This is a genomic window from Haladaptatus rarus, from assembly GCF_054177585.1.
The window spans coordinates 27,541-52,664 of record NZ_JBPEHG010000019.1 but is presented as its reverse complement, the minus strand read 5'-3'; the positions used below and the strand labels follow the sequence as shown (position 1 = coordinate 52,664).

The 25,124-nt window shown below is 55.9% G+C and carries 23 protein-coding genes and 1 pseudogene; 13 read left to right on the top strand and 11 right to left on the bottom strand.

Features of this window, described 5'->3' with window-relative positions; all coding sequences use genetic code 11:
- Positions 1 to 34: 34 nt before the first annotated feature.
- Entirely contained in the window at positions 35 to 1,045 is a 1,011-nt protein-coding gene (locus tag ACR3FE_RS24070) for a Gfo/Idh/MocA family protein (RefSeq protein WP_458210385.1), read from the top strand.
- Between the two features lie 17 nt (positions 1,046 to 1,062).
- On the opposite strand, the gene ACR3FE_RS24065 is transcribed toward ACR3FE_RS24070, so the two are convergent.
- The 7 genes from ACR3FE_RS24065 to ACR3FE_RS24035 all read right to left on the bottom strand — a co-directional run bounded on the left by ACR3FE_RS24065 (position 1,063) and on the right by ACR3FE_RS24035 (position 8,580).
- The gene (locus ACR3FE_RS24065; RefSeq protein ID WP_458210384.1) at positions 1,063 to 2,040 is read right to left on the bottom strand and encodes a TIGR03557 family F420-dependent LLM class oxidoreductase; all 978 of its coding nucleotides are present in this window, start codon (positions 2,038 to 2,040) and stop codon (positions 1,063 to 1,065) included.
- A 109-nt stretch (positions 2,041 to 2,149) separates the two neighbouring features.
- Positions 2,150 to 3,307 carry an ABC transporter ATP-binding protein gene (locus ACR3FE_RS24060; protein ID WP_458210383.1) on the bottom strand — a complete coding sequence of 386 codons (1,158 nt, stop codon included), beginning with the start codon at positions 3,305 to 3,307 and terminating at the stop codon, positions 2,150 to 2,152.
- Between the two features lie 132 nt (positions 3,308 to 3,439).
- A complete protein-coding gene (locus ACR3FE_RS24055; RefSeq protein ID WP_458210382.1) occupies positions 3,440 to 5,044 on the bottom strand; it encodes a sulfatase-like hydrolase/transferase in 1,605 nt (534 codons plus the stop codon).
- Positions 5,004 to 5,210 carry a DUF1450 domain-containing protein gene (locus ACR3FE_RS24050; protein WP_458210381.1) on the bottom strand — a complete coding sequence of 69 codons (207 nt, stop codon included), beginning with the start codon at positions 5,208 to 5,210 and terminating at the stop codon, positions 5,004 to 5,006. The genes ACR3FE_RS24055 and ACR3FE_RS24050 overlap by 41 nt, the downstream gene beginning before the upstream one ends.
- A 70-nt stretch (positions 5,211 to 5,280) precedes the next feature.
- On the bottom strand, positions 5,281 to 6,189 hold the full coding sequence (locus ACR3FE_RS24045) for a carbohydrate ABC transporter permease (RefSeq protein ID WP_458210380.1): 909 nt from the start codon (positions 6,187 to 6,189) through the stop codon (positions 5,281 to 5,283).
- Positions 6,190 to 6,192: 3 nt separating this feature from the next.
- The gene (locus ACR3FE_RS24040; protein ID WP_458210379.1) at positions 6,193 to 7,137 is read right to left on the bottom strand and encodes a carbohydrate ABC transporter permease; all 945 of its coding nucleotides are present in this window, start codon (positions 7,135 to 7,137) and stop codon (positions 6,193 to 6,195) included.
- 39 nt (positions 7,138 to 7,176) lie between these two features.
- Positions 7,177 to 8,580, bottom strand: coding sequence for an extracellular solute-binding protein (locus tag ACR3FE_RS24035; protein ID WP_458210378.1), 1,404 nt, complete (start codon positions 8,578 to 8,580; stop codon positions 7,177 to 7,179).
- 127 nt (positions 8,581 to 8,707) lie between these two features.
- Here ACR3FE_RS24035 and ACR3FE_RS24030 point away from each other — a divergent pair, with 127 nt between their 5' ends.
- Positions 8,708 to 9,529 carry a sugar phosphate isomerase/epimerase family protein gene (locus tag ACR3FE_RS24030; protein WP_458210377.1) on the top strand — a complete coding sequence of 274 codons (822 nt, stop codon included), beginning with the start codon at positions 8,708 to 8,710 and terminating at the stop codon, positions 9,527 to 9,529.
- Between the two features lie 77 nt (positions 9,530 to 9,606).
- Here ACR3FE_RS24030 and ACR3FE_RS24025 read toward each other — a convergent pair whose 3' ends face one another.
- From ACR3FE_RS24025 to ACR3FE_RS24015, 3 genes are read right to left on the bottom strand one after another with little or no spacing between them, the layout of a single operon-like run.
- Positions 9,607 to 9,930 (bottom strand): MDR/zinc-dependent alcohol dehydrogenase-like family protein, encoded by a 324-nt coding sequence (locus ACR3FE_RS24025; RefSeq protein WP_458210376.1) that lies wholly within the window; start codon positions 9,928 to 9,930, stop codon positions 9,607 to 9,609.
- A gap of 35 nt (positions 9,931 to 9,965) precedes the next feature.
- The gene (locus tag ACR3FE_RS24020; RefSeq protein WP_458210375.1) at positions 9,966 to 11,198 is read right to left on the bottom strand and encodes a mandelate racemase/muconate lactonizing enzyme family protein; all 1,233 of its coding nucleotides are present in this window, start codon (positions 11,196 to 11,198) and stop codon (positions 9,966 to 9,968) included.
- A gap of 38 nt (positions 11,199 to 11,236) precedes the next feature.
- The gene (locus tag ACR3FE_RS24015; protein ID WP_458210374.1) at positions 11,237 to 12,319 is read right to left on the bottom strand and encodes a Gfo/Idh/MocA family protein; all 1,083 of its coding nucleotides are present in this window, start codon (positions 12,317 to 12,319) and stop codon (positions 11,237 to 11,239) included.
- A 256-nt stretch (positions 12,320 to 12,575) separates the two neighbouring features.
- On the opposite strand from ACR3FE_RS24015, the gene ACR3FE_RS24010 reads away from it, so the two are divergent.
- Positions 12,576 to 13,376 carry an HpcH/HpaI aldolase family protein gene (locus ACR3FE_RS24010; protein WP_458210433.1) on the top strand — a complete coding sequence of 267 codons (801 nt, stop codon included), beginning with the start codon at positions 12,576 to 12,578 and terminating at the stop codon, positions 13,374 to 13,376.
- An 83-nt stretch (positions 13,377 to 13,459) separates the two neighbouring features.
- Here the strand turns inward: ACR3FE_RS24010 and ACR3FE_RS24005 are convergent, their stop codons facing one another.
- Complete coding sequence (locus tag ACR3FE_RS24005; protein ID WP_458210373.1) at positions 13,460 to 14,956, bottom strand: CoA-acylating methylmalonate-semialdehyde dehydrogenase; 1,497 nt, start codon at positions 14,954 to 14,956, stop codon at positions 13,460 to 13,462.
- Between the two features lie 244 nt (positions 14,957 to 15,200).
- Between ACR3FE_RS24005 and ACR3FE_RS24000 the strand changes: the two genes are divergently transcribed.
- From ACR3FE_RS24000 to ACR3FE_RS23955, 10 genes and pseudogenes are all read left to right on the top strand, one after another.
- Positions 15,201 to 15,965 (top strand): IclR family transcriptional regulator, encoded by a 765-nt coding sequence (locus tag ACR3FE_RS24000; RefSeq protein WP_458210372.1) that lies wholly within the window; start codon positions 15,201 to 15,203, stop codon positions 15,963 to 15,965.
- 1,254 nt (positions 15,966 to 17,219) lie between these two features.
- Complete coding sequence (locus tag ACR3FE_RS23995; RefSeq protein ID WP_458210371.1) at positions 17,220 to 17,843, top strand: Pvc16 family protein; 624 nt, start codon at positions 17,220 to 17,222, stop codon at positions 17,841 to 17,843.
- Positions 17,844 to 17,855: 12 nt separating this feature from the next.
- Entirely contained in the window at positions 17,856 to 18,644 is a 789-nt protein-coding gene (locus ACR3FE_RS23990) for a hypothetical protein (RefSeq protein WP_458210370.1), read from the top strand.
- Positions 18,645 to 18,741: 97 nt separating this feature from the next.
- Positions 18,742 to 20,280: a phage tail sheath subtilisin-like domain-containing protein gene (locus ACR3FE_RS23985; RefSeq protein WP_458210369.1), complete on the top strand. Its 1,539-nt coding sequence runs from the start codon at positions 18,742 to 18,744 to the stop codon at positions 20,278 to 20,280.
- A 15-nt stretch (positions 20,281 to 20,295) separates the two neighbouring features.
- Entirely contained in the window at positions 20,296 to 20,736 is a 441-nt protein-coding gene (locus tag ACR3FE_RS23980; protein ID WP_458210368.1) for a phage tail protein, read from the top strand.
- Complete coding sequence (locus ACR3FE_RS23975) at positions 20,733 to 21,164, top strand: hypothetical protein (protein ID WP_458210367.1); 432 nt, start codon at positions 20,733 to 20,735, stop codon at positions 21,162 to 21,164. Before ACR3FE_RS23980 ends, ACR3FE_RS23975 begins: the two co-directional genes overlap by 4 nt.
- A pseudogene (locus ACR3FE_RS23970) lies at positions 21,161 to 21,322 on the top strand (DUF6760 family protein); the annotation flags it as partial. The gene ACR3FE_RS23975 and the pseudogene ACR3FE_RS23970, both read left to right, overlap by 4 nt.
- An 11-nt stretch (positions 21,323 to 21,333) precedes the next feature.
- Positions 21,334 to 21,807 carry a phage tail protein gene (locus ACR3FE_RS23965; RefSeq protein ID WP_458210366.1) on the top strand — a complete coding sequence of 158 codons (474 nt, stop codon included), beginning with the start codon at positions 21,334 to 21,336 and terminating at the stop codon, positions 21,805 to 21,807.
- A 24-nt stretch (positions 21,808 to 21,831) separates the two neighbouring features.
- Positions 21,832 to 22,413, top strand: a complete 582-nt coding sequence (locus tag ACR3FE_RS23960; RefSeq protein WP_458210365.1) for a hypothetical protein — start codon at positions 21,832 to 21,834, stop codon at positions 22,411 to 22,413.
- A gap of 4 nt (positions 22,414 to 22,417) precedes the next feature.
- Positions 22,418 to 25,114 (top strand): eCIS core domain-containing protein, encoded by a 2,697-nt coding sequence (locus ACR3FE_RS23955; protein WP_458210364.1) that lies wholly within the window; start codon positions 22,418 to 22,420, stop codon positions 25,112 to 25,114.
- Positions 25,115 to 25,124: the final 10 nt, after the last annotated feature.

The following is a 25,124-nucleotide window of genomic DNA, read 5'->3' as shown; positions in this document are numbered from 1 at the left end:
ATTGTTGCTGAAAATGCTGACAGTGAGCGAGACTATGACCCTTAGAGTCGGAATCATCGGTACAGGAGGCCTTGGAACCCACATCGGAACCCAGTTCCGCCACACCCCAAACGCTACCCTCATCGCTCTCGCGGACATCTCAGAGGAGGGCAGAAACCGGGCTGGCGAGACACTAGACGTTTCCGAACAGTCACGCTACGCTACACCCGAAGCGATGCTCAAGGGGGAGCGACTTGATGCTGTCGCCATCGTCACCCCCCATGCACTCCACTTTGAGCACGTCATCGCAGCACTTGACCACGACCTGCACGTCCTCTGCGAGAAGCCCCTCGTCGTCGACCTCGACCAAGCCCGCGATCTCGTCCACCGAGATGCCGAGCGCGACGAGGTACTGATGGTTGGCTACCAGCGCCACTTCGATCCGGCATTTGTTCGCGCAAGAGAGCGCATCCGTGAGACCGACGATCCAACATTCATTGGGGCAGAGATAACTGAAGAGTGGCTCCAGCCGAACCTTGGGACGTGGCGTGTAGATCCGTCTCTAAGCGGCGGCGGCTTCCTGTACGACACAGGCAACCACCTCATAGACGTGGTACTCTGGACGACCGGGCTAACACCAACAACGGTGGACGCAGACATGGACTTCCATACTGAACGGACGGACATCAGGGCGAACCTCACCGTCGACTTCGAGAACGGCGCGACTGCTCACGTCTCTATGCACGGCGACGTGCCGAGAGTGCGCGAACGGCTCGCAGTCTGGGACGACGACGGCGGAGTACTTGTCGAAGGAAGGGAATGGCGCGATCGCTCACTGAGACTTATTCACGGTGATGGCGGCGAATACTCACCATCCATCAAGGCGTTCGACTCATACTACGAACGTCCCCCGACAAAGGCCGAGGCATTCGTCGCAGCCGTCGAAGGCGACGCACCTGTGCCAGCCACGGTGCGTGATGCCCTGCGTGCGACAGCCGTCACGGAGGCAGCATATGAGTCTGCCCAAACCGGAGAGCGTGTGGCGGTAGCCCTGTCAGAGGAGTAGGAATCGTCACTTGCACCTCACAGTGATGGTATGACTTCGTCACCCATCACCTCGAAGAATTGCTTTGGATCGGGACTTGTGTTGGCCAGAGCAACTCGGTCGAATCCCATCTCAGACCATTCCTCAATTTTTGCGGCAATGTCCTCCGGGGAGTCTGCGATGAGGAACTTCGACTCAACTTGCTCACGTGTCGCTTTCTCACCCTCGCGCTCGATGTCACGGGGGTTGGCCATCGCCCGATCGAAGACGTTCTGAGTGGTCGCCCACCACGGTCGGGTTGCCTTGTAGGCATCCTCGTAGTCGTCGGCATAAGAGGCGATGACGAGGAGCGTCGTTTCGATATCGTCGGGGTCGTTACCCTCTTCCTCCGCATACCGGCGTATCGCGGGGTAGAGTCGGTCGGTGAACTCTTCGTCCTTGATAACGGTAATGAATCCGTCAGCATACCGGGCGGCGAGACGGGCCGTGCTAGGGCCATTCGCGGCGATGTGGATCTCAGGACGTGCCTCAGGTTTCGTATAGAGGCGTGCATCGTTGAGTTGGAAGCGGTTACCGTCATAGTCGACGAAATCATCTTCTTCCCATAGGTTTGTGATTATCTTTAGCGACTCTTCCAGTCTATCGCGACGTTCGGTGTACTCCGGCCAATCGAACCCAAGGGGGGTTTCGTTCATCGCCTCGCCAGTGCTGAGACCGAGAATCACTTTTTCGTCGTTCATCTCCTGCAACGTAGCGAATGCTTGCGCGATGACGCCTGGATGGTAGTGCCCCGTCGCGGGCGTCACGCACGTGCCGACCGGAACGTCCACCCGCTCGCCGGCGGCACCCATCCATGACCACGCAAATCCGGCTTCGGCATCCGTGTGGAACCAGGGGTGGAAGTGATCCGACGTCCATACGAGGCCGAAGCCCGCGTCGGCGGCTAGCTCGGCGTAATCGAGTAGTTCACTGGGGCTGTACTGCTCTTGGTGGGCCATGTAGTCGACGCTCACCATATGTACAAATACAGTATCAGGGCAACCTCATACATATTTCCCTACCACACGAATTCGTTGATTCGACAGAAGGAACTATAGTGGACGACGCGACCAACCTCTGATTTGATTACTGTGGCGTCCGCTCCGTCTCGGGGGATCCTTGCATACGTTGGACGCGGTCAGCGTCGCCAATGCGGTCGTCCGTCTGGATGTCGAACCCATGGACGAGTTCGTCCTGTAACGTCAGCCAGATGTCATCCTTGCGCTCGAAGTCCATCGTGTTTGGCGCCTGGACTGTCAGTTCAACATGGTCGCCATCCTCGTCACCGACGACTACGTCGAGAATCTGCTCATCGCCGAGGGGTTCGGTCACCTGAACCGTGCCCTCGATGGCGTTTTCGGTGTGCGAGGTATGAGCTTCGAAATACGAGGGTCGCACACCGAGTTCTAATCGATCGTGCCCACGATATCGTCGAGCGACATGCTCAGCCAATTGGACGTCGAACCCCTCAATGCCGGATGCCTCACTGATATGGCCGTTATTGTCGATGGTGACGGTGACGAAGTTCATACTGGGCGACCCAATAAAGCCGGCGACAAAGCGATTGGCCGGTTCATGATACACCTCATCGGGCGAACCAACCTGTTGGACGTTCGCATTGTTCATGACAATAAGCTTGTCGCCTAGTGTCATCGCCTCCTCCTGATCGTGGGTGACATATAGTGTTGTAATGCCGAGATCTTTTTGGAGTACCTTGATGCGACTGCGCATGCTAATCTTCAGCTTCGCATCAAGGCTTGCCAATGGTTCGTCCATCAGGAACACCGACGGTCGGCGGATGATAGCACGACCAAGTGCGACCCGCTGGCGCTGGCCACCGGAGAGATGACCAATGTCGCGGTCAAGCAACTCCTCGATTTCGAGCATCTTGGCTGTCTCTTCGACCCGCTCGTTGCGCGTCTGCTTATCCTCTCCGGCCACTTTCAACGGATAGCCGATGTTCTCGCGCACGTTCATGTGCGGGTAAAGCGCGAACTGCTGAAACACCATCGCAATGTTCCGATTTTTCGGATGGACATCGGTCACATCGTATCCGTCGAGCGTGATGGTTCCAGACGTCGGTTCAGTCAGCCCTGCTAGGCACCGAAGCGTCGTCGTTTTGCCGCACCCAGACGGCCCCAGCAGAACTGCGAACTCACCGTCCTCAACGGTGATGTCGACATCTTCGACGGCGAGCGTGTCACCATACTTCTTCATGATGGAGTCGTAATCTACGCGAGCCATTTGTAACACTCTGGTGTGGTTGGCATAACCACCGTCACGCAGCTACTTATATCCACAGGACTGATTTCGATTTCCTTTAACGTTCGTCGGTGGTCGCCACGAAATCTCGGCAAGCAGAAATCACGGCATCCACTACAAGCCAAGGCGTTCGTACTGCTCGTCTGGCGCCTGAAGGTCATCTAGTGCGTGTACGAGCAGGCTGCGCATCTCGTTGTGAACTTCAGGAGCGTCCGCCACGATGTCAGTCGTCTGTTCAGGGTCATCACGAACGTCGAACAATAATGGGTCTTCGTTTCGTTCAACCGAGGGCGCTTCGTACCGCCACACGGGCGCGTCCGTGTATGGAAGATAGTGTCCAGCCTCTGCATCTTCCTCTGGCGTCCTTGGCGTAAACCACCCGTACGCGTTCATCATGGTCGTCGAATACACCGTGGATGGAACGTCCGGTCGACATGGCCGCATATATGTTCGTTCGCCGTCAGTAATATTGACCGACGACCCCCAGTAGCCATAGAGCGCCCAGTCTCTGACATGATTCGTCTCGTTGCGGACGAGAGGGAGCAAACTTCGGCTGTGAACCCGGTTCGGGTCGTTGACCTCGAACGCGTCGAGAACGGTCGCGTGGAGATCGACTGCCGACGTGAGCGCAGACGTCCGATCGCCCATCCGCGGAGAGTTGGGGTGCCACACCATCAGCGGTGTATGAACGAGCGTATCATACATGGGTGACCGGCCGGGCTTGCCAATCCACCCGTGTTCACCGAGGAAGAACCCGTGATCTGAGGTGACAATTACCATTGTCTCATCCCAAAGTCCTTTTTCATCGAGCGTGTCAAGCACCTTCCCGAACCACCGGTCGACCATCGTCACCTTCCCTGCGAACTGCGACCGGACAAACGCGAGTTCGTCGTCGCTCAGTTGGCTCTGACCGGCGTCGATGCGGCCGTAGTATGGCCAGACGGTCTGTGAGGGATTTCGAGGGTCTTGATCCGTGTACATCGATGCGTACGGTTCTGGATTGTGAAACGGTTCGTGGACGTCGAAGCTATCGACATACAGGAACCAGTCGTCCCACGCGATATTCTTCCGTAGCCATGACTCGACTTGCGAGAACACCCGCGGCGCGAAGAAGTCCTCCTCCTCCTCGAACTCCGCAGCATTCCTGGCATATTGCGCGCGATTCTGGAACCGGAGGTCGGTTGGCGTGTTCCCCGCCGACAGCTCGTTAATGGCGACATCGTCCGCCTCTTTCGGCTCTCCGTCAAGCACCTGAGAGAGGAGCCATCCCTCCGGTTCCGGAGGGTCAGTTCGCCATGCGTCCACCTCGTGACCGCGAACGTACTCGAACCCGTTGTAGTCCTCGTAATACCCGTTGCTCCCGTGCTGAAAGTAGTGAAAATGATCCGTGATTAATTGGCTGAGCACGCCGTTCTCTCGTGCCGCCAGTGGGAGTGTCGTGTCGAAGGGTTCGATAGGTCCCCATGGGCGCCAGAGGAATTCTTGGACGCCAGTCATCCATTCACGCCGTGCCGGCATACAGGGGAGACTGCCCGCGTAGTGGGTGTCGAACACTAGTGACCGTTCAGCGAATCGGTCAATGTTCGGCGTTTCCACATCCAAGTCCATCGACTGATCGTACGTCGAGAGGACATCCCGTCGTAAACTGTCGATGGAGACGAATAGAACGTTCATCGAATCACGGATCCGTCTCCGCAAGGCGGTGCATTGTCCGCTCATGGTCTCCACGGACGAGAATTCCATCGACGACGAGAAACGACGAGCTAAAGCAGTCTCCACACCGTTGGAGGCACCGCTCTTCCACTGTCTCAAATTCGCAGTCGGCCAGACGCGTTCTAGTTTCAGCCGATATGTTGGAAAGACAATACTCTATTGTGTCCACCATGTCGTATGGCCACACACGACGCAAAAATAAAAATACCGGAGCCGTCCGCGGTCTCGCTACCGGGTCAGGGTCACTTCTCGACCCCTCCCATACTGAACCCGCGGACGAGCTGATCGCGGGCGACGAACGCGAACACGAGCACCGGCAGCAGCGCGATGGTACCTGCGACACTCATGTTCACCCATTGAACCGAGTACTTTGTAATGAATGACGCAAGTCCGACTGGGACAGTCATCGCATTCGTGCTCTGAGCAAGGATGATAGCGAACAGCAACTCGTTCCAAGTGACGATCATCGTGAAGATGGCCGCCGCGATGATGCCAGGTTTCACCAGCGGGAGCGCAATCTTGAAGAACGCACCGAGATGTGTGTGTCCGTCAATCATCGCGGACTCAATGAGACTGTCGGGTATTTCCTCAAAGAACCCCTTCATCATCCATACGGTGAATGGGATGTTGAACATCACGTACACAAGGATGAGCCCCTGCAACGTGTTTACCAGGCCGAGTCCCCGGAAGATGACAAACAGAGGGATGATAGTGACGATGGGCGGCATAAACCTCGTCGAGAGAATGTAGAACGGCAAGTGGAAGTCGAGGTTATACGGGAAATCGAATTTTGTGAACCCGTATGCCGCACAGGCGCCGATAAATGTCGCGATGATTGTCGTAGTGATGGTGATGATGACGCTGTTCGTAATGAACGTCACGAACTCTGGCCGCTGAGCAAATAACTGAGCGTAGTTAGCCAACTGCATATCCCATGGGATCCAGTGGGGTGGAAACGACAGCAGTGTTTTTCTCGTCTTTAGTGACGCGGTCACCAGCCAATATACCGGGAACAGCGACCATGCGAGGAAGAGGCCAATGCCAAGGTAGACGAACGCGGTTGCCAGCCCGGTGTCTTGGATGCGATTGTAAATTTGCTCTAACTTGGACTGTTCCTCGTACGGTTGTCGTGAATGGGTCTCGGTTGCCATTGTTCAGAACTCCACCTTCGCTACTTTGACGAACGTCATTGCTAGTATCAGCACGAACACAAGGAGCGTCAGCGCCATCGCCGACGCCTCACCGTAATTGCTGAACCGAAACGCGACGCGGTACAATTCCATGCTGATGACGTTGGTCGAGTCAGCGGGGCCGCCGCGCGTGAGGATGTACACCTTTGCGAAGACGCGCAGAGCGTCCACCAACCGAATGATAAGTACCAGTACGATGAGCGACTTCAGATATGGAAGTGTGATGTCCACGAAGCGCTGCCGGCGCGACGCGCCGTCCATGACCGCCGCCTCCTTGACATGGTTGGGGATAGACTGCAGACCAGCGAACATCACAAGCACGACGAGCGGCGTCCACTGCCAGACGTCGGCGATGATGACGGAGTAGAGCGCGATGTTAGGCTCTGAAATCCAGCCAACATTGTGCCCGATTATCGGTTGCGCTAAGAAGTCGAGCAGTCCGTTTGGCGCGTACAGCAAGCGCCAGATGAGTCCGATTACTGTCGGCGAAAGAATCATTGGAATCAGGATGATCGTCTGCCAGAGCCCTCGAAGTTTTATCTTCTTGTTGAGCAGGAGCGCGATGCCAAATCCCAAAAGGAATTCAGCGATGACAGCGGTGGTGACAAACTTCGCCGTCACCCACAGAGAGTGATGGAACGCCTGATTGCTCAATAGGTCGGTGAAGTTCCCGATTCCGACGTAGTTCCGTCCCAACCCCGTCGGGAGGTAGGTGTACATCGACATCTCGACAGCACGCAGCAGTGGGTAAAACGTGAGCGCGAACAGGATGATAACAGCTGGGAGTGTCAACAGCCACTTAAGATGGTCGTCGACCCAGAGCAAAACGCGCTCCGTGGTTTCTTCGGTGCCAGTGACGTAGTCGGGGCGTTCCCCGTGCGATATTTCTTCGGTAGTCTCAGTTCCCATTGTGGGTTTTGAATTTGGATTTGATAATTGTAAGTCGGTTCATCCCTCGTAGTAGCCAGATTCTTCAAGTATTTTCTCGACCTCGTTGTTGGTATTGGTGAGCGCCTTTTTCGGCATGGTGCTCCCGGTCAGCGCACTGTTGAGATGTTTCCCCTGCGTAATTTCAATCTCGGTCCACAACGGTGTGCGTGGGCGCCACACCGCCTCTTGAAGGCTCTTGTACAGCGCGTCAAACCACGGCTGGGCGTCCATATTGTCCTTGAAGGTATCGTGACGGAACGGGACACCGCCCAGTTTAACGTACTTGTCCTGTGCCTTCTTCGAGATGAATGAATTGATGACCTTGCCCGCTGCTTTCTTTTTCTCGTCACTTACATACTTGTTGATGCCAGTGATCCAGTTACCCTGCTGTGGTGCGCGGCGGGTACCCTTGGGTATCATTGTGAACTCCAAATCCTTCGCTGCCTTCGCCTTCTTTGGGTCTAGTAGGAGTGACGAAGCCGCCGGCCACGCCGGTGATTGGGCGGCGGAGCCGTCGCCAACGCTGTTCAGAACCTGATCGGAGTCGAACGCGGTGACACCGTCCGGACTGATGGACTTCAGGTCGTTAACGTAATAGTTCAATGCATCAACGCCCTTCTGCTCGTCCCACTTGTACTTCCAATTCTTGTCGAACATATCACCCGCTTTCGACATGCCGAGGCTGAAGAAGTTCGAGTTGATGGGATTTCCGCGCTTGCCGCGGATGATGTACCCGTCAGCGCCGTCAACCTGTTGTGAGATTTTCTTCCCTGCAGCGAGGACGTCGTCCCATGTCTCGGGTGGCGTCTTCGCACCAACCTGTTCGTAATACTTCTTGTTGTAGACGAACAGTTGCGTGTTCCCGACAACGACCTGCCCGCGTATCGCCTGATCCATTCCCTGAGCGGACGGAACCTTTGGCCCTTTAGGTGCGGGCCACGTTCCGATGTCGATGCAAGTTTGGATGATTTGATCCTTCGGAAGGGACTGGGGCATCCACTGTTCAAGTGGTTCGCAATGACCAGCGAACTGCGGGAACCACGGATCGTCCATGAAGAGGATGTCGTATGCTTTGCCTTTCGTGCCAAGAACGCTATTGATCTTCTCGAAGAGGTTCGCGTACGGGAACTTGGATATGTTCACCGTGACACCGGTATCCTCCTCCACGTGGTCTTTCACGAGACGCTGGAACAGGTCACCTTCACCTGACACGGCGGCGACCTTGATACTCTTCGCGGGTTTGACGTTCTTCGGTTTGCTGCCACCACCACCACCAAAGCCGGTACAGCCGGCGAGGGTGAGGGTGGCAGCTCCACTCGCGGCGCCTGCGAGGAAGCGTCTCCGAGAGCGACTTTCGCTGCCGCTGCTCCCAACTGAGTCGGTACGCTGCTCCGAGTGATTGGTCTTGCCACCTATTGGCATGGTCGAATGCTATCTCTACGGAATAATAAATCATTGGGTCGAACTCATGAGGACGAATTTCTCCAATCAGCCTGAATCGTAGGTCATTCCAGAACGTATTTTATCCCGGGTGACGCTCACTCGTACCATGGGAGTCGGTTACACGACAATCATGTACGACGCAGAATCGCTCGAAACCGGTGTCAGCGACATCGCTGCCTGCCAGTACGACGGTATCGAAATCGGTCTTGAAAAGGTCAGATATGTTGGCGAGGATCGGCTTGCGACGTGGCTTGATGAGTACAATCTTGACCTGTACCTCGTGATGAGCGAATGGCTGGAAACCGAGGACGCCATCGAACGAGTCGCTGCCGACGCACAGATGGTGGCGAACCTTGGTGCTGAGTATCTTGGTATGTTGCCGCCCCAACGCGGACGGCAAGATGACGAAACAGTCGAAGAATGGTTCACGACCATCGCGGATGCCTCTGCAGACGCTGGTGTAACACCGCTCATCCACCACCATGGGGCAACTCACGTCGAGCAACCGAACGAAATTGAGACTTGGTTAGATCGCACCCCAGAGAATGTTCAACTAGTATGGGACACTGCCCATCACTATCCATACGGCGAATACTACCCTGATGGTGACGTGACCGACGGCGTCGAACGATTTGCCGACGATATCGCTTACGTCCACCTCAAGGATGTGGCCCCGCCCACGGCGTTCACCGAACACCGGGAGGCGCTCTCCAGCGGAACTTTCCACCTCGACGACGTCATCAACTACTTCCGCTCATTTACCGATCTCGGTCGGGGCATTCTTGACTTTGAAGGGGTGTACGACGCGCTTGAAGCCATAGGGTATGACGGCCATTACACCATCGAGATTGAAAACAGAACCGAGAAGCCACTGGTGCATGCAAAGGAGAATATCGACTTCTGGCGTGACGTTACAGGCAAAGCGTGACCATTCGCCTCAGCCAACCCTTGTCAAACTGGCTTTTTTGACGTTACCGGTGCGACGACAAACTGAAATCAGTGCACTCAGTGGTCGAATTCGACCACCGTCTTGACCTGGTCAGCGTCATCTGCGAGCGCGCCCTCTACGTCGTTCGGACTGTAGACGTCCGTAATGAGATCCTCGAACACCCACTCCGGAAGTGACTCAAGCGTCTCCGCTGCAGCCTCAATCGCCCACGAATTTACGTTACCGACCAGCGCCTTGTTGTGCATGACCATGTCGCGGTGGAATCTTCCTCCGTCCACCAAGAACGACTGTGAACTTGGAATTCCCTGTAGTGCTCCGACGCCATTGGGGGCAAGCGCTCCGACTGTTTCGACGGCATGCAGGGTTTGACCCCGAGGCATTCAGCCTGCTCCACCTATAGAAACGGGAAATAGCGTCAGTCGGTCTTCTCGTGTTCTTCGACCGCGTCCCAGTCGAGTTCAATGCCAAGGCCGGGGCCGTCGGGTACCTCAATGCGACCGTCGACGATCAAGTCGTCTCCCTTCACGAGATCCTCCCACCACGGTACCTCGCGTGCGTGGTACTCTAGGGCGACGAAGTTCGGCACCGTCGCGCCGAGATGGGCCGTGGCGACGGTTGCGACCGGACTGCCGATGTTGTGGGGGACGAGTGCCTGATAATATGTCTCGGCCATGTCGGCAATCTTTTTCGTCTCGGCGATGCCGCCGACCTTGGGAATGTCGGGTGCGAGGAAGTCGACGGCCTGTTCCTCGACGAGATCACGGAATCCATGGCGACCGTAGCGGTTCTCGCCGGTCAGCAGCGTCACGTCAACCCTCCGCTTGAGTTCGGCCATCGCGTCTGTGTTCTCCGGTGGGAGCGGATCCTCGACCCACGCCAGATCGTATGGTGCAATGGCACGACAGAGTCGCTCGGCCGTCTCGGGGCTAAAGTTCCAGTGCAAATCTACTGCAACTTCCGCGTCATCACCCACTTCGTCGGTGACCGCCTCGACGATTCGTCGCTTGTGCTCGATTTCGGGTTGGTCGAAGTGGCGTGACTTGCGATTCAGATCCCGTCCCGATGGGACATCAAGGTCGAATTTTACCGCATCAAAGCCATCATCAACGGCCATGCGAGCCGCCTGTGCGTATGCCTCGGGTTCGTATGTCGACTCTTCTTGTCCTTCCTCGGCAGAAGAAACCATTGCTTCACCGGCATGACAGTCAGCATATACTTGTACCGAATCACGCATCTTCCCCCCCAATAACTGCCATATCGGTTGGTCGAGTAGCTTTCCGGCGAGATCCCAGAGCGCGATTTCGACGCCACTGATTGCGATAGTGCCGACACCCCATTGTGACCCACGGCCAGAGAGGCTCTCGCGCATCAGGTAGTACAGTCGCTCGACATCCGTCGGCGTCTCACCGACGAGGACGGGGCGTAGGTAATCAGTGATGATTTCATGGACGCCCGGCGATGGGTATGCCTCGCCGACGCCAATGGTACCGTCAGCGGCCTCAATAGTGACGATAGTCCATGGGAAGTTGCCGTCGATTACGAGGGTATCGATGTCCGTAATTTCCGGAGTTGTACCGTCGCGGGCGGGCGTCTCATCGAAGTCCGCCCACATCGTTACTGCGAGGTTGGATGCGAAGTCTTCGTACATATGTGGTCTCTCTTGTTGTATGGTCTTGAGTTTCAGGGTCAGTAGGTTTTCAATGTGGGAGCGTCCTGGTAGGTTCGGAACAGGTCGGCGACGAGGTGGACGTCGTCTCGTGCTTCCGCGAACGGTGTGCGAACTTCGGCTTCCCCTTGTACGCAACGGACGAAGTGTTTCACCTCACGCTTGAACGACTCGTCGTACGAAGGCACATGCGTCCGCTCGTCCATTTCGTCGGTTCCCTGTTTGACTGTCAACTTCGTGGGGGTATTCTTAATAAACGGGTTCGTGAATTCAATGTTCACCATGCGGTCAGGCGCGTCGACGCGAATAAACTGTTCGAACCATTTTCGTTCCGAAAGTCCAGAGTCGAGGACACAACGAACCTCGCCCTCGTAGACGAGGTGAGCGGTAGCGTAGCGGCCGTCCGCGAACACGTCGACATGTTCGATTCGCTCGACATCACCGAACAGACCTCGAAGGGCGTTCACGTCATGGCAGACGTGTTCAAGGTGCCAGTCATAGTCGTCGGCGAGGGCGTCCTCGTCTGTGTCGATTGCGGCGAGAGCATCCGCGTGACGCTCGGCCGCACTTTCCTCAATGAACGTTTCTGGAAGCGTCCCGCCGACGATATCGTACACTTCCTCAAGTATGCGTCCATGGTCGGGATCTACGTCGTACGCCGTCACAAGATCGATGTCGTCCATTCCCATAAGTTCCTCCTGTGCCCGTTCATAGGAGGGGTCGTACCGCTTCATGTACGCGACCATCGACGTTGCGTCCGACGCCTTAGCAGCTTCTACCATCCGATCTGCGTCTTCCGGGGAGACAGCGAGCGGTTTTTCAACGAGTGTGTTTATTCCCGCCCCGAGCGTCTGCTCAACGACGTCCGCATGGGTATGTGGCGGCGTCAACACAATGACGGCATCGAGCTCTCTACCTACGCCGTCAAGGAGTTCTTCGACGGACGAGAACCTGTGTTCGACATTATACCGGTCGGCGAGCACCTCGACTCGATCCTTAGCAGGGTCACTCAGCGCATAGAGTTCTGCCTCGGGGAGTTCTACCACGTATGGGATGTGCATCACCTGGGCGATGGTGCCACATCCCACGATAGCGAATCGCATCAAGAGAACCAACCTTCGCCGTGATTGTTATAGTTTCCGGTGCTTCGTGGGTGCAACGCGGATGTGGCCGACGCAGTGACATTCGTCTCCGAGAGCGGCGACCCCCCAAATTTTTATACCGGTACCTCATCACCACGAACGTTCACACAATGTCTGCAGGAGTAACTGCGACAAGAGACATAGGTGGACGGTGTTCGACCACACCCAACAGGGCGACAGAGTCAACCTTCCACCTAGCACTTCCACTGTATCAAATATGAATAACAACTTGAAACGCTCGCTCGAAGAACGAACCGACCCGACCGGAACTTGGCTCTCGATCGGCCACCCTGCCGTGGCCGAAGTATGTGCATCTCTCGACCTCGAGTTCGTTCTCATCGACACAGAACATACATCGATGCACTTGGAGACGGTCGAGAACATGGTACGTGCGGTCGACGCGTCCGACGGGAATACTGAGACTGTTGTGAGAGTCCCATGGAATGACCCAGTACGGTTAAAGCGTGTCCTTGACCTCGGCGTTCAGGGCGTCATGGTTCCGATGATAGAAACAGCTGAAGAAGCGCGTACTTTAATCGATGCGACGCAATACCCGCCGCAGGGAAGTCGCGGTATCGCCGGCGGCCGGGCCGCGAGCTATGGATTGAACTTCGAAGAGTACGTCAAGAATGCAAATGACTCCATCCTGACCATCGTCCAGATAGAGACGAAGAGAGGCCTTGAGAACGTCGAGGACATCGCGTCAGTTGACGGCGTTGACGCCCTCTTCGTCGGTCCCGCTGATCTCTCAGGGTCACTTGGCGTATTCGCAGAGTGGGAATCCGAGCGGCTTTCCTCAGCAATTGACCGGGTGATTTCGGCCGGGGAGACGACTGACACACCCGCTGGGACACTCGTCGTCAACCCCGATGACGTAGAAATGCGTGTTGATCAAGGGTTCGACTACCTCATTGTTGGCAAGGACACTGCATCGCTCGCGGCCGCAACGCGTGACGCAATGGTGTCGTACGACAAGGCGCGTACTGAGTCTGTCGACCAGCCCGTAGGAAACGAATGAGTACGGTTACGCTTCGACCGATTTCAGCCGAGTGACCAGTGGAACCCGGCGTTCGGCGACTCCGAATAAGAGTTGGGTAGAGTTCAGCTGTACCAGCGTTCTATTTGAATCGTCTTGTCGGTGTAGAAGTTCACAGCATCCTCGCCCTGCGCGTGGAGGTCGCCGAAGAATGACTCCTTTCGACCGCCGAAGTGGAAAAAGCCCATTGGTGCACAGACACCGACGTTGACGCCAATATTGCCTGCATCTACCTCGTAGCGATACTTACGGGCCTCGGATCCTCGCTCCGTGTAAATGGAGGAGGCGTTGCCATACTGCGTCGAGTTGACCATCTCGATGGCCTCGTCAAGGTCGGTGGCTTTTGCGAGGCAGAGAACCGGGCCGAATATCTCATTTTGTGCGATGGCCATATCGATCGTCACCCCTTCAAGGAGCGTGGGGCCAACAAAGTGACCGTCGAGATCCGGGTGCTCGTAGTCTCGACCGTCAACGACCAGCTCGGCACCATCGTCAACCGCCTCGTCGATAATATCGAGGATGCGCTCGCGGGAATCCGGCGTAATGATTGGCCCAACATCCGTTTCCTCGTCGAGGCCCGTGCCAACCGTGAGATCCTCAGTAGCCGCGATCAAATCCGACTTCAAGTCGTCGTAGACATCATCGACACCAATGACCACGTCATTTGCAAGACACCGTTGTCCGGCGTTACCGTACACTGAACCAACCACATTGGGGACGGCTCTGTCCAGCTCTGCGCTTTCGGTGACGACGGCATAGTTCTTCGCCCCGCCTTGGGCTTGGACGCGCTTGCCGTGCTGGGAAGCAGTCTCGTAGACGTACTTAGCGACGTGGGAACTTCCGACGAATGAGACACCCTCGACATCTGGATGTTCGAGGAGTGCGTTGACTGTCTCGGCCGAGCCGTTGACGAGGTTGACAACGCCGTCTGGGAAGTCGACAGCATCGATAGCCTCGTAGATGATTTGCGAACTAAGTGGAACTTTCTCACTCGGTTTGAGGACGAAGGTGTTACCAGTAGCAACAGCGTACGGGAGGAACCATAGTGGAATCATCGCCGGGAAATTGAACGGTGTGATGGCGCCGAACACCCCTAGCGGCTGTCGGACAGCGTACTCATCCACATCCCGTGCAACGTCTTCCACGAGACCGGACTGCTCACGGAGCATATTCGGGATGCCCGCCGCCACCTCGACATTCTCGATACCGCGTCTGATTTCGCCTCGTGCCTCAGCGAGCGTTTTACCGTGCTCACGAGTAAGTGCTTGCGCAATATCTTCTTGCCTGTCCTCCAGCTCGTCTTTCAAGTCGAAAAGATACTGGACACGGTCAACCGGCGGCGTTCGACGCCAATCATCGAACGCTTCGGTTGCGGACTGTACGGCCAAATCAACGTCCTCGGCAGTCGAGAACGGCACCTGGCCCAATTCATCGTCTGTAGCCGGGTTCACCACAGAGTGCGATTCGTCTCCCCTCGACTCGACCCACTCGCCGCCGACATAGTTCCTGATTGCGTCGGGGAGGAAGACAGCTTCTGCTGACTGCTCCTGCTTACTTGCCATACACGTAGTACCTCTGTCTAGGTGGACAAAGGTGTTACGCTCGAACGAAAGTTCGACGTTAACCCCAGTTGTTCGGCGAACGCGAACGCCAAACTATATACATTTTGACTAGAGCTGAGGAAACTCGATCGTTACCATCAATGACAACCGTTGGCACTCAGTCGAAGTGATTGTTGAGAGTAGTCGAATCTCCCTCGTTCGGCGATTGCAAACAATTATGTGCTAAGGGAAGGCATACTCTGTCATGTCGCGCGAAACCGGCCGAACGGTCAAGGCGGTTCAGACGACCCTCGATGTTCTTGAGTACCTCCGGGAAAACGAAGGTGGAACAGTAACTGACATCGCGAATGACCTCCATCGGTCGAAAGGGACGGTTCACAGCCACCTCACTACGTTGCTCAAAAACGAGTTTGTCGTGAAAGACGACGGAACGTATCGGTTGAGTCTTCGATATATCGATCTCGGGCAGTTCGTTCAGAAGCGCCTCGGTATTTATGACGTGGTTCGGGAGGAGCTTGACGATCTCGCGGCTGAAACCGATGAACTCGCTCAATTCGCGACCGAAGAACACGGGCGCGCAGTATACCTCTACAAGGCCCATGGTGATAAGGCAGTTCAGACGGCATCAACTGTTGGTAAACGCGAATACCTCCACTGCATCTCTCTCGGCAAGTCGATGCTTGCTTACATGCCTCGATCTCGCGTTGAAGAGATTATCGACCGCCATGGCCTCTCGGGGTACACGGACGCGACCCTCACTGACCGCGAAGAACTATTCGCCGAGCTTGAGAGGATTCGAGAGCAAGGGTATGCAACCGACAATGAGGAGAAGATAGAGGGACTTCGTTGCGTAGCTGCACCGGTAAAGGGCATCGACGGCGGTGTGCTCGGAGCAGTAAGTCTCTCCGGGCCGTCGAGTCGAATGGTTGGTGAGCGGTTTGAGGAGGAACTCCCTAACAAGGTGAAGCGCTCGGCGAACGTCATTGAAATCAACGCAAAGTTCTCCTAACTGGATCCTACCTTGTTCGCAGTCGCCGAACATTCATCTATTGGTCTGAATCTTAGTAGCACCTTGGCGTTACAGAAATGGTATTGTAACGAACAAGGTAGGTCTGTTGGTAACTCTCCACGGCCCATTACAGGTATATCTTTGTAATTCCCATACGAAACAACTCGACTGACAGTTAGAAAACCAATTGACGCGCTAAGTGGGGACAATGGCTTCCACCTACCGATTGTGCTCGCTATAACGACGCCAATTCGTTTTATGGCATTTAGACGGAGCTAAAATAAGCATGGGTTGAATTTTGGTGGGATCTCAGGGACTTCTGTATCACTAATTGAAAACAGGTATTTGAACGAGAGTTTCAAATCCTCGATTCTACGACCGGCCCGTTCGTCCATCGGGATGCCAAATACCTCGGATTCCTCTTCGACGTCACCGAGATCGACGTCAAGTGTAAGCCAACCGTCAGAGATATTGTCGAGTATCGTAGCCCACTGTGCGACGTGGAGCTGGTAAGCGATATTACCGTTCCTGTATTTGTCGCTGGTTGATGGGTTTTCACCAGCAGCCCTTCACTGTCGCGTGTGAGACAGAGCCGTTTTCTACACAGCCCGTAGAAATAGTTAGAGAACTAGAATTAACCGTACCGTTGATTCTATCGGCCTCCAAGCTTCTATTATATGGTGATAGACCTGCGAGGGTTAGGCACTCTCATCTTCATTACAGATATAGGGATGTAATGAACAGGTTCGGTATAGTATCTCCTATAATAATAATCATTACCTAATCATGGTGCAGATTCAAGATTGTCATCATGAGAAAATACTATCAAAGAATAGGGAGCTCAGAATCAGCTGTACTCGTAAATATTCGGTTAGATTCACTCCGAGGACGGAAAGTAATTAGAAAATTCCGAAGAACCTCCGGCAGTTCGATTGAAATACAATCTCGAAGAATCTCGAATATTGTGCCATTGGTGCCGATCTGACGATAGAAGTAGAGACAACTGTATCAACTCATGTCCGCCGTGTTCCCTCGCTCGTGGAATAACTTCTTCAACGAAATCAGCATGGCGCATTCGGTAGAAAGTATTCAGCAGAAAGAGTTTTCGTGAATCGCATCAATTATCGAAGGAGGAATAGGAATGGTTGAGTGGCAGAGTTCGAAGAGTCGTCTACCCCAGACCGAGGGAAATCACAGGCCACATCAGGTTCGACCAAGACCTGATTTGGGTTTCTATCGAGGGCAAAGTGAGCTATGAGGACAGATTCAGCAATCGCAGACGTGGGTTTGACTCTGGTAGAATTGCTACAGAGCCAAATGGGCAATCTGAGTGGTGAGGAAATTGCCCTTGCATCGCCTGCAACGAGTGGCGATGGCAACGATTTGCGACTGACGCTCTACCTGTACCGAATTACGGAAACTGCAGATCTGAAAAACGCTCGCAAACTGAGTGTTGACCCAACGAACGTCAATGTAGCTCAATCAAGAAATCCTCCACTTGCACTGGATCTATACTATCTACTGACAGCTCATCCCACGACTGGTGGCACGAATGAAACCGAGCGGACAAGCGAACAACATGCTGTGCTCGGGCGTGCAATGCAAGTACTGCACGATAATACGGTTCTCCGTGGATCCGAGCTCAGTGGTGACCTTGCTGGTGATCCTGAACAGGAGGTTCGGATCACGATTACCTCCACCGATCAACAATCGCTAGATGGGATGATGAACCTCTGGAGCACGTTTCCGGATCAGCCGTTCCAACCCTCGCTCTCATATCTCGTCAGTCCAATCCTTATCGAATCGACCAAAGTTGATGACGCGCCGAGGGTGATTGAAAAAGAAGAGCGGTATTATGACGACCTTGGAGACACGTGAGGGCAAATACCCATGAGTAGCGAACGACCCCGCATACCGAATGTGACACACCGGACGAAGCTGTCGTTAGCCGTGAGAATTATTGATGAGTACACTGGAGAGCCACTTCCAGTACAAGTGCAATCGTCAACATTGGAAAAGCAGAAGTACCGCAGAACAAATAGAGGGGAGCAATATACCGGAGATGCACCACAAGTTTTCCTCCGCGGAACCGAGGTGGATCCCATAATAAATCTAAGCGGGTACTTTCTTTTTCTTGATATAAGATTCCCGGATGAGACTATCACCATCGAAGTTACCGGTGGCTGGCGATACCTTGATACGGAGAGGACAATCGCCTCGCCCGAGCCTGATGAGCCGACGGTCGAAACGATCAAACTGCGTCCCTCGCCCGCTTATCAATTCCCATCAGGTGCGACGCTCCTGCGCGGTCGTCTTTTTAGAGAACTAGATTCCGAGGAAGAACAAGGTCTGGAAGAAGATGTGGAGGGAGCGACCCTCGGTATCCATGAGCTTGGCCGAACCACCGAAACAACCAGTGACGGAGAATTCGTCCTCTATTTCAAGGATATCACTGAGAGTGACGTCAGTGAAAACGAGAACGGGAATACGATAGTGCTAGTAGAGGGGATGAGTCCCAGGATCCGAATACAGCATGACTTCTTTGGAACAGCCTCGGTTCGATTAGAAGCCCACGAGGGGCGGATTATGTGCTATGAACTCAGGTACGACGAAGATTTGAACCTACACTACCGAGCGTGTGGTGAGGAAACATGGATACTTGCATCAGATTCAATTTAGAAACGGGACATGTCACTCGGAAAATCAGATACTTATATATAAAATCATGTAGAATAATCAGTGATAACGCGTCATCCAACGACGCGGTGAGACAAGCATGCCAGAGTATCTTTCGCCAGGAGTATACATAGAAGAGATAGAGACTGGAGCCATGCCCATCGAGGGAGTTGGTACGAGTACGGCGGGGTTCGTCGGACCGACAGAACGAGGTTCGATCGAGCCAGAGCTCATTACCAGCTTCCCCGACTTTCAGCGTACATTCGGTGGGACGACGGCAGCTGTATTCGAAGGAGTAGATGAGCCACAAACATCTTACCTCCTCTATGCCGTCCACGGGTTCTTCACAAATGGTGGGTCACGGTGTTTCGTCGCACGGACGACGGCACAAGACGCTGAGCCTGCAACCGCCACAGTCGGTGATGTCACGATCAATGCAAACGGTCCTGGAGAGTGGGGGAATAATGTTCAGATAACGGTCAGTGAGTCAGATACCCTCGAAGACGGGTTCAATGTCGTAGTGGAATATTGGAAGGACGGAATCCCAGAAGATCCAGAAGAAGAGCCAACAGTCGAGGAAAGATACGATGATCTCCGATCATCCGAGGGGTCGAATAACTACTACGCAGATAGTATAAACAACGCGTCGTACCTGATCGAAGTTAGTGAAGGGGCAACTGCTGCCCTTCCCGCCGGTGAAACAGTGCTGGAAGGTGGAGCCAATGGCGGTGAACTTGGCAATGACGACTTCGTTGGAAGAGAGGAGACCGACGTAACGCCCGCAGGGGAGACCAAGCTGCAACGAACCGGGTTACTGGGCTTCACCGAAGTCGACGAGATTGCGGTCGTATGCATACCAGATGAAGCGAAATTCCAAGGATCGACAGGTACGCTACTTGAGCACTGCCAGGAGACCGAAGATCGATTCGCCATTTTTCAAACCGAGCAAGGAACCATGCCGGATCAACTTAACGAAGATGGACTTCCCTCAGACGCGTCATCTGATAGGGGTCTTGGCGCACTCTACTACCCCTGGCTCAAGGTGCTCGATCCGGTGACGAACGTCGAGACGCTTGTTCCACCGGGAGGCCACGTTGCTGGTCTGTATGCACGCACGGACAATGAGCGGGGGGTGCATAAAGCACCCGCGAACGAGCAATTGCGAGGCGTACAGGGGCTCGAACATGACATCCGGAAGGAAGACCAGGACGGACTCAATCCAAAAGGAATCAATTGTATCCGGACGTTCCGCGGACGCGGAATCCGCGTCTGGGGGGCTCGAACGACCTCATCGAGGACGATCTGGCGTTATGTGAACGTCCGACGGCTCTTCCTTTTCCTGGAAGAGTCTCTCGACGAGGGAACCCAGTGGGCGGTGTTCGAGCCGAATGACGAACCGCTCTGGGCGCGAATACGCCAATCAGTTGGCGACTTCTTGACCGGTGTCTGGCGAGACGGCGCGCTCCAGGGAACCACCCCCGAAGAGGCGTTCTACGTCAAATGCGACCGTACGACGATGACACAGGACGACATTGATAAGGGTCGACTCATCATCGAAGTCGGCGTTGCGCCGGTGAAACCGGCGGAGTTCGTCATCTTCAGAATCACACAGTGGACTGGTGGCGCGGAGGGCGCCTAACGGAGTGAATCACATATGCCAGATAGACATGGACCGTACCGGAACTCCCGGTACCTACTTGAGATCGACGGTATCGTCCAAGCTGGGTTTAGCGAGTGCACCATCCCAAGCAACACGACCGAGGCAACGGAGTACCGTGAAGGTAACGAAGACCCCACAGTCAGGAAACTATGGAGTCTCAATTCATATGAAAACCTCACCTTGCAGTGGGGGACAACAGAAAGCTCGATGGAGTTTTTCGAGTGGCGGAAACAAGTTGAACAAGGTAACGTCGATGAAGCACGGCGGAACATTGCTGTCGTCGTTCAGGACGAGGAAGGTGTAGCTGGCCCCCGGTGGGAGTTCAGAAATGCGTGGCCGATTAACTACGACGCGCCAGACCTCAATGCAACGGCGAACGAAGTTGCGATCGAATCAGTCGAAATCGTGCATGAAGGTATGGAGCGAGTTGCATGAGCGGAGACGTACTCCAGACCGAGTTTGAGTTCGAACTCCCTCAGGGGTATGTAGCAGACGATGGTACCTGCCACCAGAAAGGTACGATGCGGTTAGCGACAGCTGCGGACGAAATTCTCCCACTCAAGGATCCACGCGTTCAATCGAACTCCGCATACCTTACAGTCATCTTGCTTTCTCGAGTCGTGACAAAACTGGGAACGCTCGACGATGTAACCCCACCTGTCATCGAGAATCTCTTCGTCTCAGACCTAGCGTACCTTCAGGATCTCTACGAACGGGTGAACGAACGCGGTATCGACGCGGTGGATACTGCCTGTCCAGAGTGCGGGGAAGCGTTCGAGGTAGAAGTCGGAACAGGTGCAAGTCTCTCCTCGCCCACGTCGGACGAAGCGGAGAAGATGGGAGTGGAGGTGGGAAACCAGTGAGATCTGATGGGGGCTATCCACTCGACCGGCTGTACGAGGAGGTTGCCTTCGTCGCGTACCATTTCAACTGGGATCACGACACTGTTCTTAACATGCCTCACTGGGAGCGACGGCGCTGGTGTGAGGAGATTAGCGCGATCAACGAGCGAATGAACGAGGAGCGTAGCTGATGTCGGCCGCCAGCGGGAATCCTTACCTGGGATTCAGGTTCCATGTCGAGTTCGATTCGCTCACCGTGGGTGGATTCTCGTCGGTAACTGGCCTCGAACAGCGGATGGAGCCCGAAGAATACGAGGAGGGAGGAAACAACCGCTACACCCACAAGCTCCCGACGCGGTTCACGCAAACAAATGTTGAACTCCAGCGCGGCGTGACCGATTCGCGCTTCCTCTGGAAGTGGATCGGAGAGCTTCGAGAAGGGACGGTCTGGGATCGGGACTCTCGGAAGACAGTCGGGGTGTACCTTGTAAACGCAGTCGGTGACCGATCGAGAGGCTGGGAGTTCACCTATTCCTATCCAGTTCGGTGGGCGGGCCCAGAGTTCCAGGCCGATCAAGGGGCGGTCGCGATCGAAACCCTCGAATTCGCCTACGAGGAAATCAACGAGATAGACGTACAGAGCGGGGGCCCACCACGGAGCTAAACGTACATATAGGGTGATCGATCGATGACACGCTGGCTGTACAAGAACCTGATAGAAGGGCTGAAGCAGAAGAACCAGGAGCTGAAAGAAAAACTCGCAGAAGCAGAACTTGAGAAAGTAGATCTACAGGAACTACTCGAGGGAGCTAAACTCAAGAGGAGGAACCTGCAGGGGGACGACTCAAGAGTTCAAGTCGAGTACGAGGAGTTGACGAGGGGACTGGACGAACGGCGATTCGGTTCCGAGACGGGTCGTACTTTCTACGAGTCGGTACTGTCGAAACCCGGCCAACTGAACAGCCACAGCAACGAACACCTCTTCGGCGAATTTCGTCGGATCCACTGTCTCCTCTGGCTTCGCGTCCAGCGGTGGCGCTCGGAGGGTGGAGGACCTGTGAAAGACCTGGCGAGTGTGTACATTCCAGACGAGAAGGTCGACCGCTTGTTACAGCCCACAAGAGACAGGTGGAACGGCGACCCGACTCTCGAGTTCCTCGACCGCGTGGAGATGGAGCACGTCGTCCGGGCGACGCGGCGGGAGTTCCAGAAGAACGGGAAGCTGGTTCGGCCCGAGACGTTCGGGGAGTATCGGGGCACGATCGAGTGATATCATGAGACAGAACCGGGAACGCCAGCGAATCCGGAGGGCAACACCAGCGATGACGGAGGATTCACGACGGCGTTCCGACCGTGGTGCAGGTCGTACGGTGACGAGCGAAGCTGAAGCACCTCGGGCGTCCGAATCCGGGGGCGGAACCGGTCGCTCGCTGGTTCTCGACCTGCAGCGGACGCGTGGCAATCAGGCGGTCCAGAGACTCGTCAGAGAGGGGAGCCAGCCCGAACTACCCGTCGGGAACCGAAACAGCAGCTACGAACGGGAGGCCGACCGAATCGCCCGAACCGTCACGGCTACGTCGGGACCGAACGACGGGCGTGTCTCTCCGGCCGAGACAGCCTCTCGAAAGTACGTTCAGCGGATGTGTGCGCGTTGCCGGGAACGGTACGTCGAGGGGAAACCTCTCGACTGTCAGAGCTGCGAGGAGGAACTCCAGCGATCGGCCGACAGTTCCGGGGACCCCGAAGTCGCCCCTCAGAGCGTCCACGAGGTCCTTTCGACGGCAGGCCGCCCCCTCGAGCCGGAGATACGCGACGAGATGGAGCGTCGGTTCGGTCACGATTTCGAAGACGTTCGAATCCATTCGGATGCACGCGCGGCCGATTCTGCAGCGGCCGTGAACGCCGACGCCTACACCGTCGGCAACCACATCGTATTCGGGGCCGGCCAGTATTCACCACGGACCGCCCCGGGACGAGGGACGATAGTGCACGAACTCGTACACGTGATCCAGCAGTCGAGTGTCGCCCGGTCCTCCGGCCCCCTTCCCGTCGAATCGGCGACGTCCCCACTGGAGCGCGAAGTGGACGACGTGGCCACGACGGTAGCGACGGGAGAACCCCCGTCCGTATCAACAGGGTCGTCGGCGGTCCTCAGTAGACAACGGAGGAAGCGGAGGAGGAGGCGAGGTCGGGGCGCGTCCGGTTGCGTAGCGATCAAGGGTGTCGGAAAGGCCGCCGGAACCCCCTCCGGGGCGGGACGGGCCGTGGAGCTCCAGTTACTGGCCGAATGTAAGGCTCAGACGGACGCGGACACCATCTGCATCCCCAACCCGTTCCGGCTCCCCGGTGCCGGGCGCAAGCGAACCCGTAAGAAGGGCGGGACGGGGATCGGGCCGGACATCCTCCTGTTCCACAAGATCGCCCCGGAGGCCTCCGTCTACGAGATGGAGTACGCGGAGATAAAGCCCCGATCCCACGTCGCGGGCGCCAAGCGAAGGGAGACACGGGCTCAACACGAGAGCTACATCGAGGTGGGACAGAAACTGATCGACAGACTGGGCAGGAAACTCGGATTCAGGATCACCAGCCACCGTCCCCTCACGTCGTGGAAACCCACAACGCCGCGACCGTTCCTCTTCAACCCGAAGCAGATTCTCCACACGGTGACGACCACTCCCGGATTGATCTTCTACAACTGCGTGGGTCTCCCCGAGTCGCCCGAGAAGAAAAAGAAGAAGAAGAGAAAGAGCAAGAAAAAGCCCAAGAAACCCAAGAAACCCAAAAAGCCCAGGAAGCCAAGCGCCAGGGGCGGTAGCTACGGGCTCTCGCTCGGGCTGTTCAGTACGGGCGGTGGAGCCGGTAACGTGTCGTTCGGCGTTGCGATATTTTCACACGGCGAGGCGATCGGGACCGTCTCGGCCGGGGTCGTGTACGACTCCGACGGGATGGCCGTGGGGACAGTTTCGGCAGGCGGCGGCATCAGCAACGAGACTGCAGCAGCCCTCGTCGCGAGCGCAGGGCTGGCACGAAAGAGTTCGGCGACCGGGGCTGGTGCTGCGGGGGCGGGTGTGACCGAGGAAAGCGACGTCACGGGAGCTGGCGTGGCGGGGGCTGGCAGGCAAAAAGGGGCGGAGGGAACGACTGTCGGAGAAGTGGGAACTGCGGGGGGTGGAGCGGCCAAAGCTGCAGGTGACCCGGCGGCGACGAAAGCCGTCAAGGACAAACTCGAAGAGGCCGCACGGATCGCGTCGTCCGCTACGGAGGCGTCTCCGGCCCAGCAGGAACTGCTCGATCACCTCGCTAGCTTACCCGGCGACGAAAAGTTCGCGATCGCCCGGGCAGCGTGGATCGAGAAGGTTCTCTACGCCACCGCGGGACTCAGTGGCGAACAGATCCGTTCGCTCAAGAACCTGAACTGGCGTCCCGGCTCGGTTAGCAAGGAGGATCTCCGGAGGAAAGTGCTCGCTGCGCTGGAATCGGGCGGGAAAGCGGCCGCAGAGACGGACGAGGGAGCCCGAGCCCCCGAACGAAAGCCATCCAGGGAGAAACCGACGTCCAAGGAGAAACCCGGAAAAAAGAGCGCGAGAAAAGCCCCCGGAACGAAGCCACCGACTCAGAAGTCCAAACGAGAATCGGAAGAGGCCGCCCGGGAGCGACGGGAGCGTCTCGCCAACCTGGTCAAGAAGTTCGACTGGAGCAAGGTCCCCAAGAACGACGTACAGTTCCGCTTTACCATGCCGAAGGGAGGCTCCGGTTCGATAGCGGGGACCGTCTACATCAGATACGTGCCGTCCAAGGGGACCGAGGTCCGGGTGGCGGCGTTCTTCGAGGGCGACATTCGAACGGTGAGGAGGAAGGGAAACGTGGTGGAGATCATCAAGGTCACCGCCGTCTCCGAGTTCGTGAACAAGAGCGGCGCCTGGGTTCGACTCGATTCGGCCATCCTGAGAGAACACGAGGTAGTAGATTAAGCGACGGTCG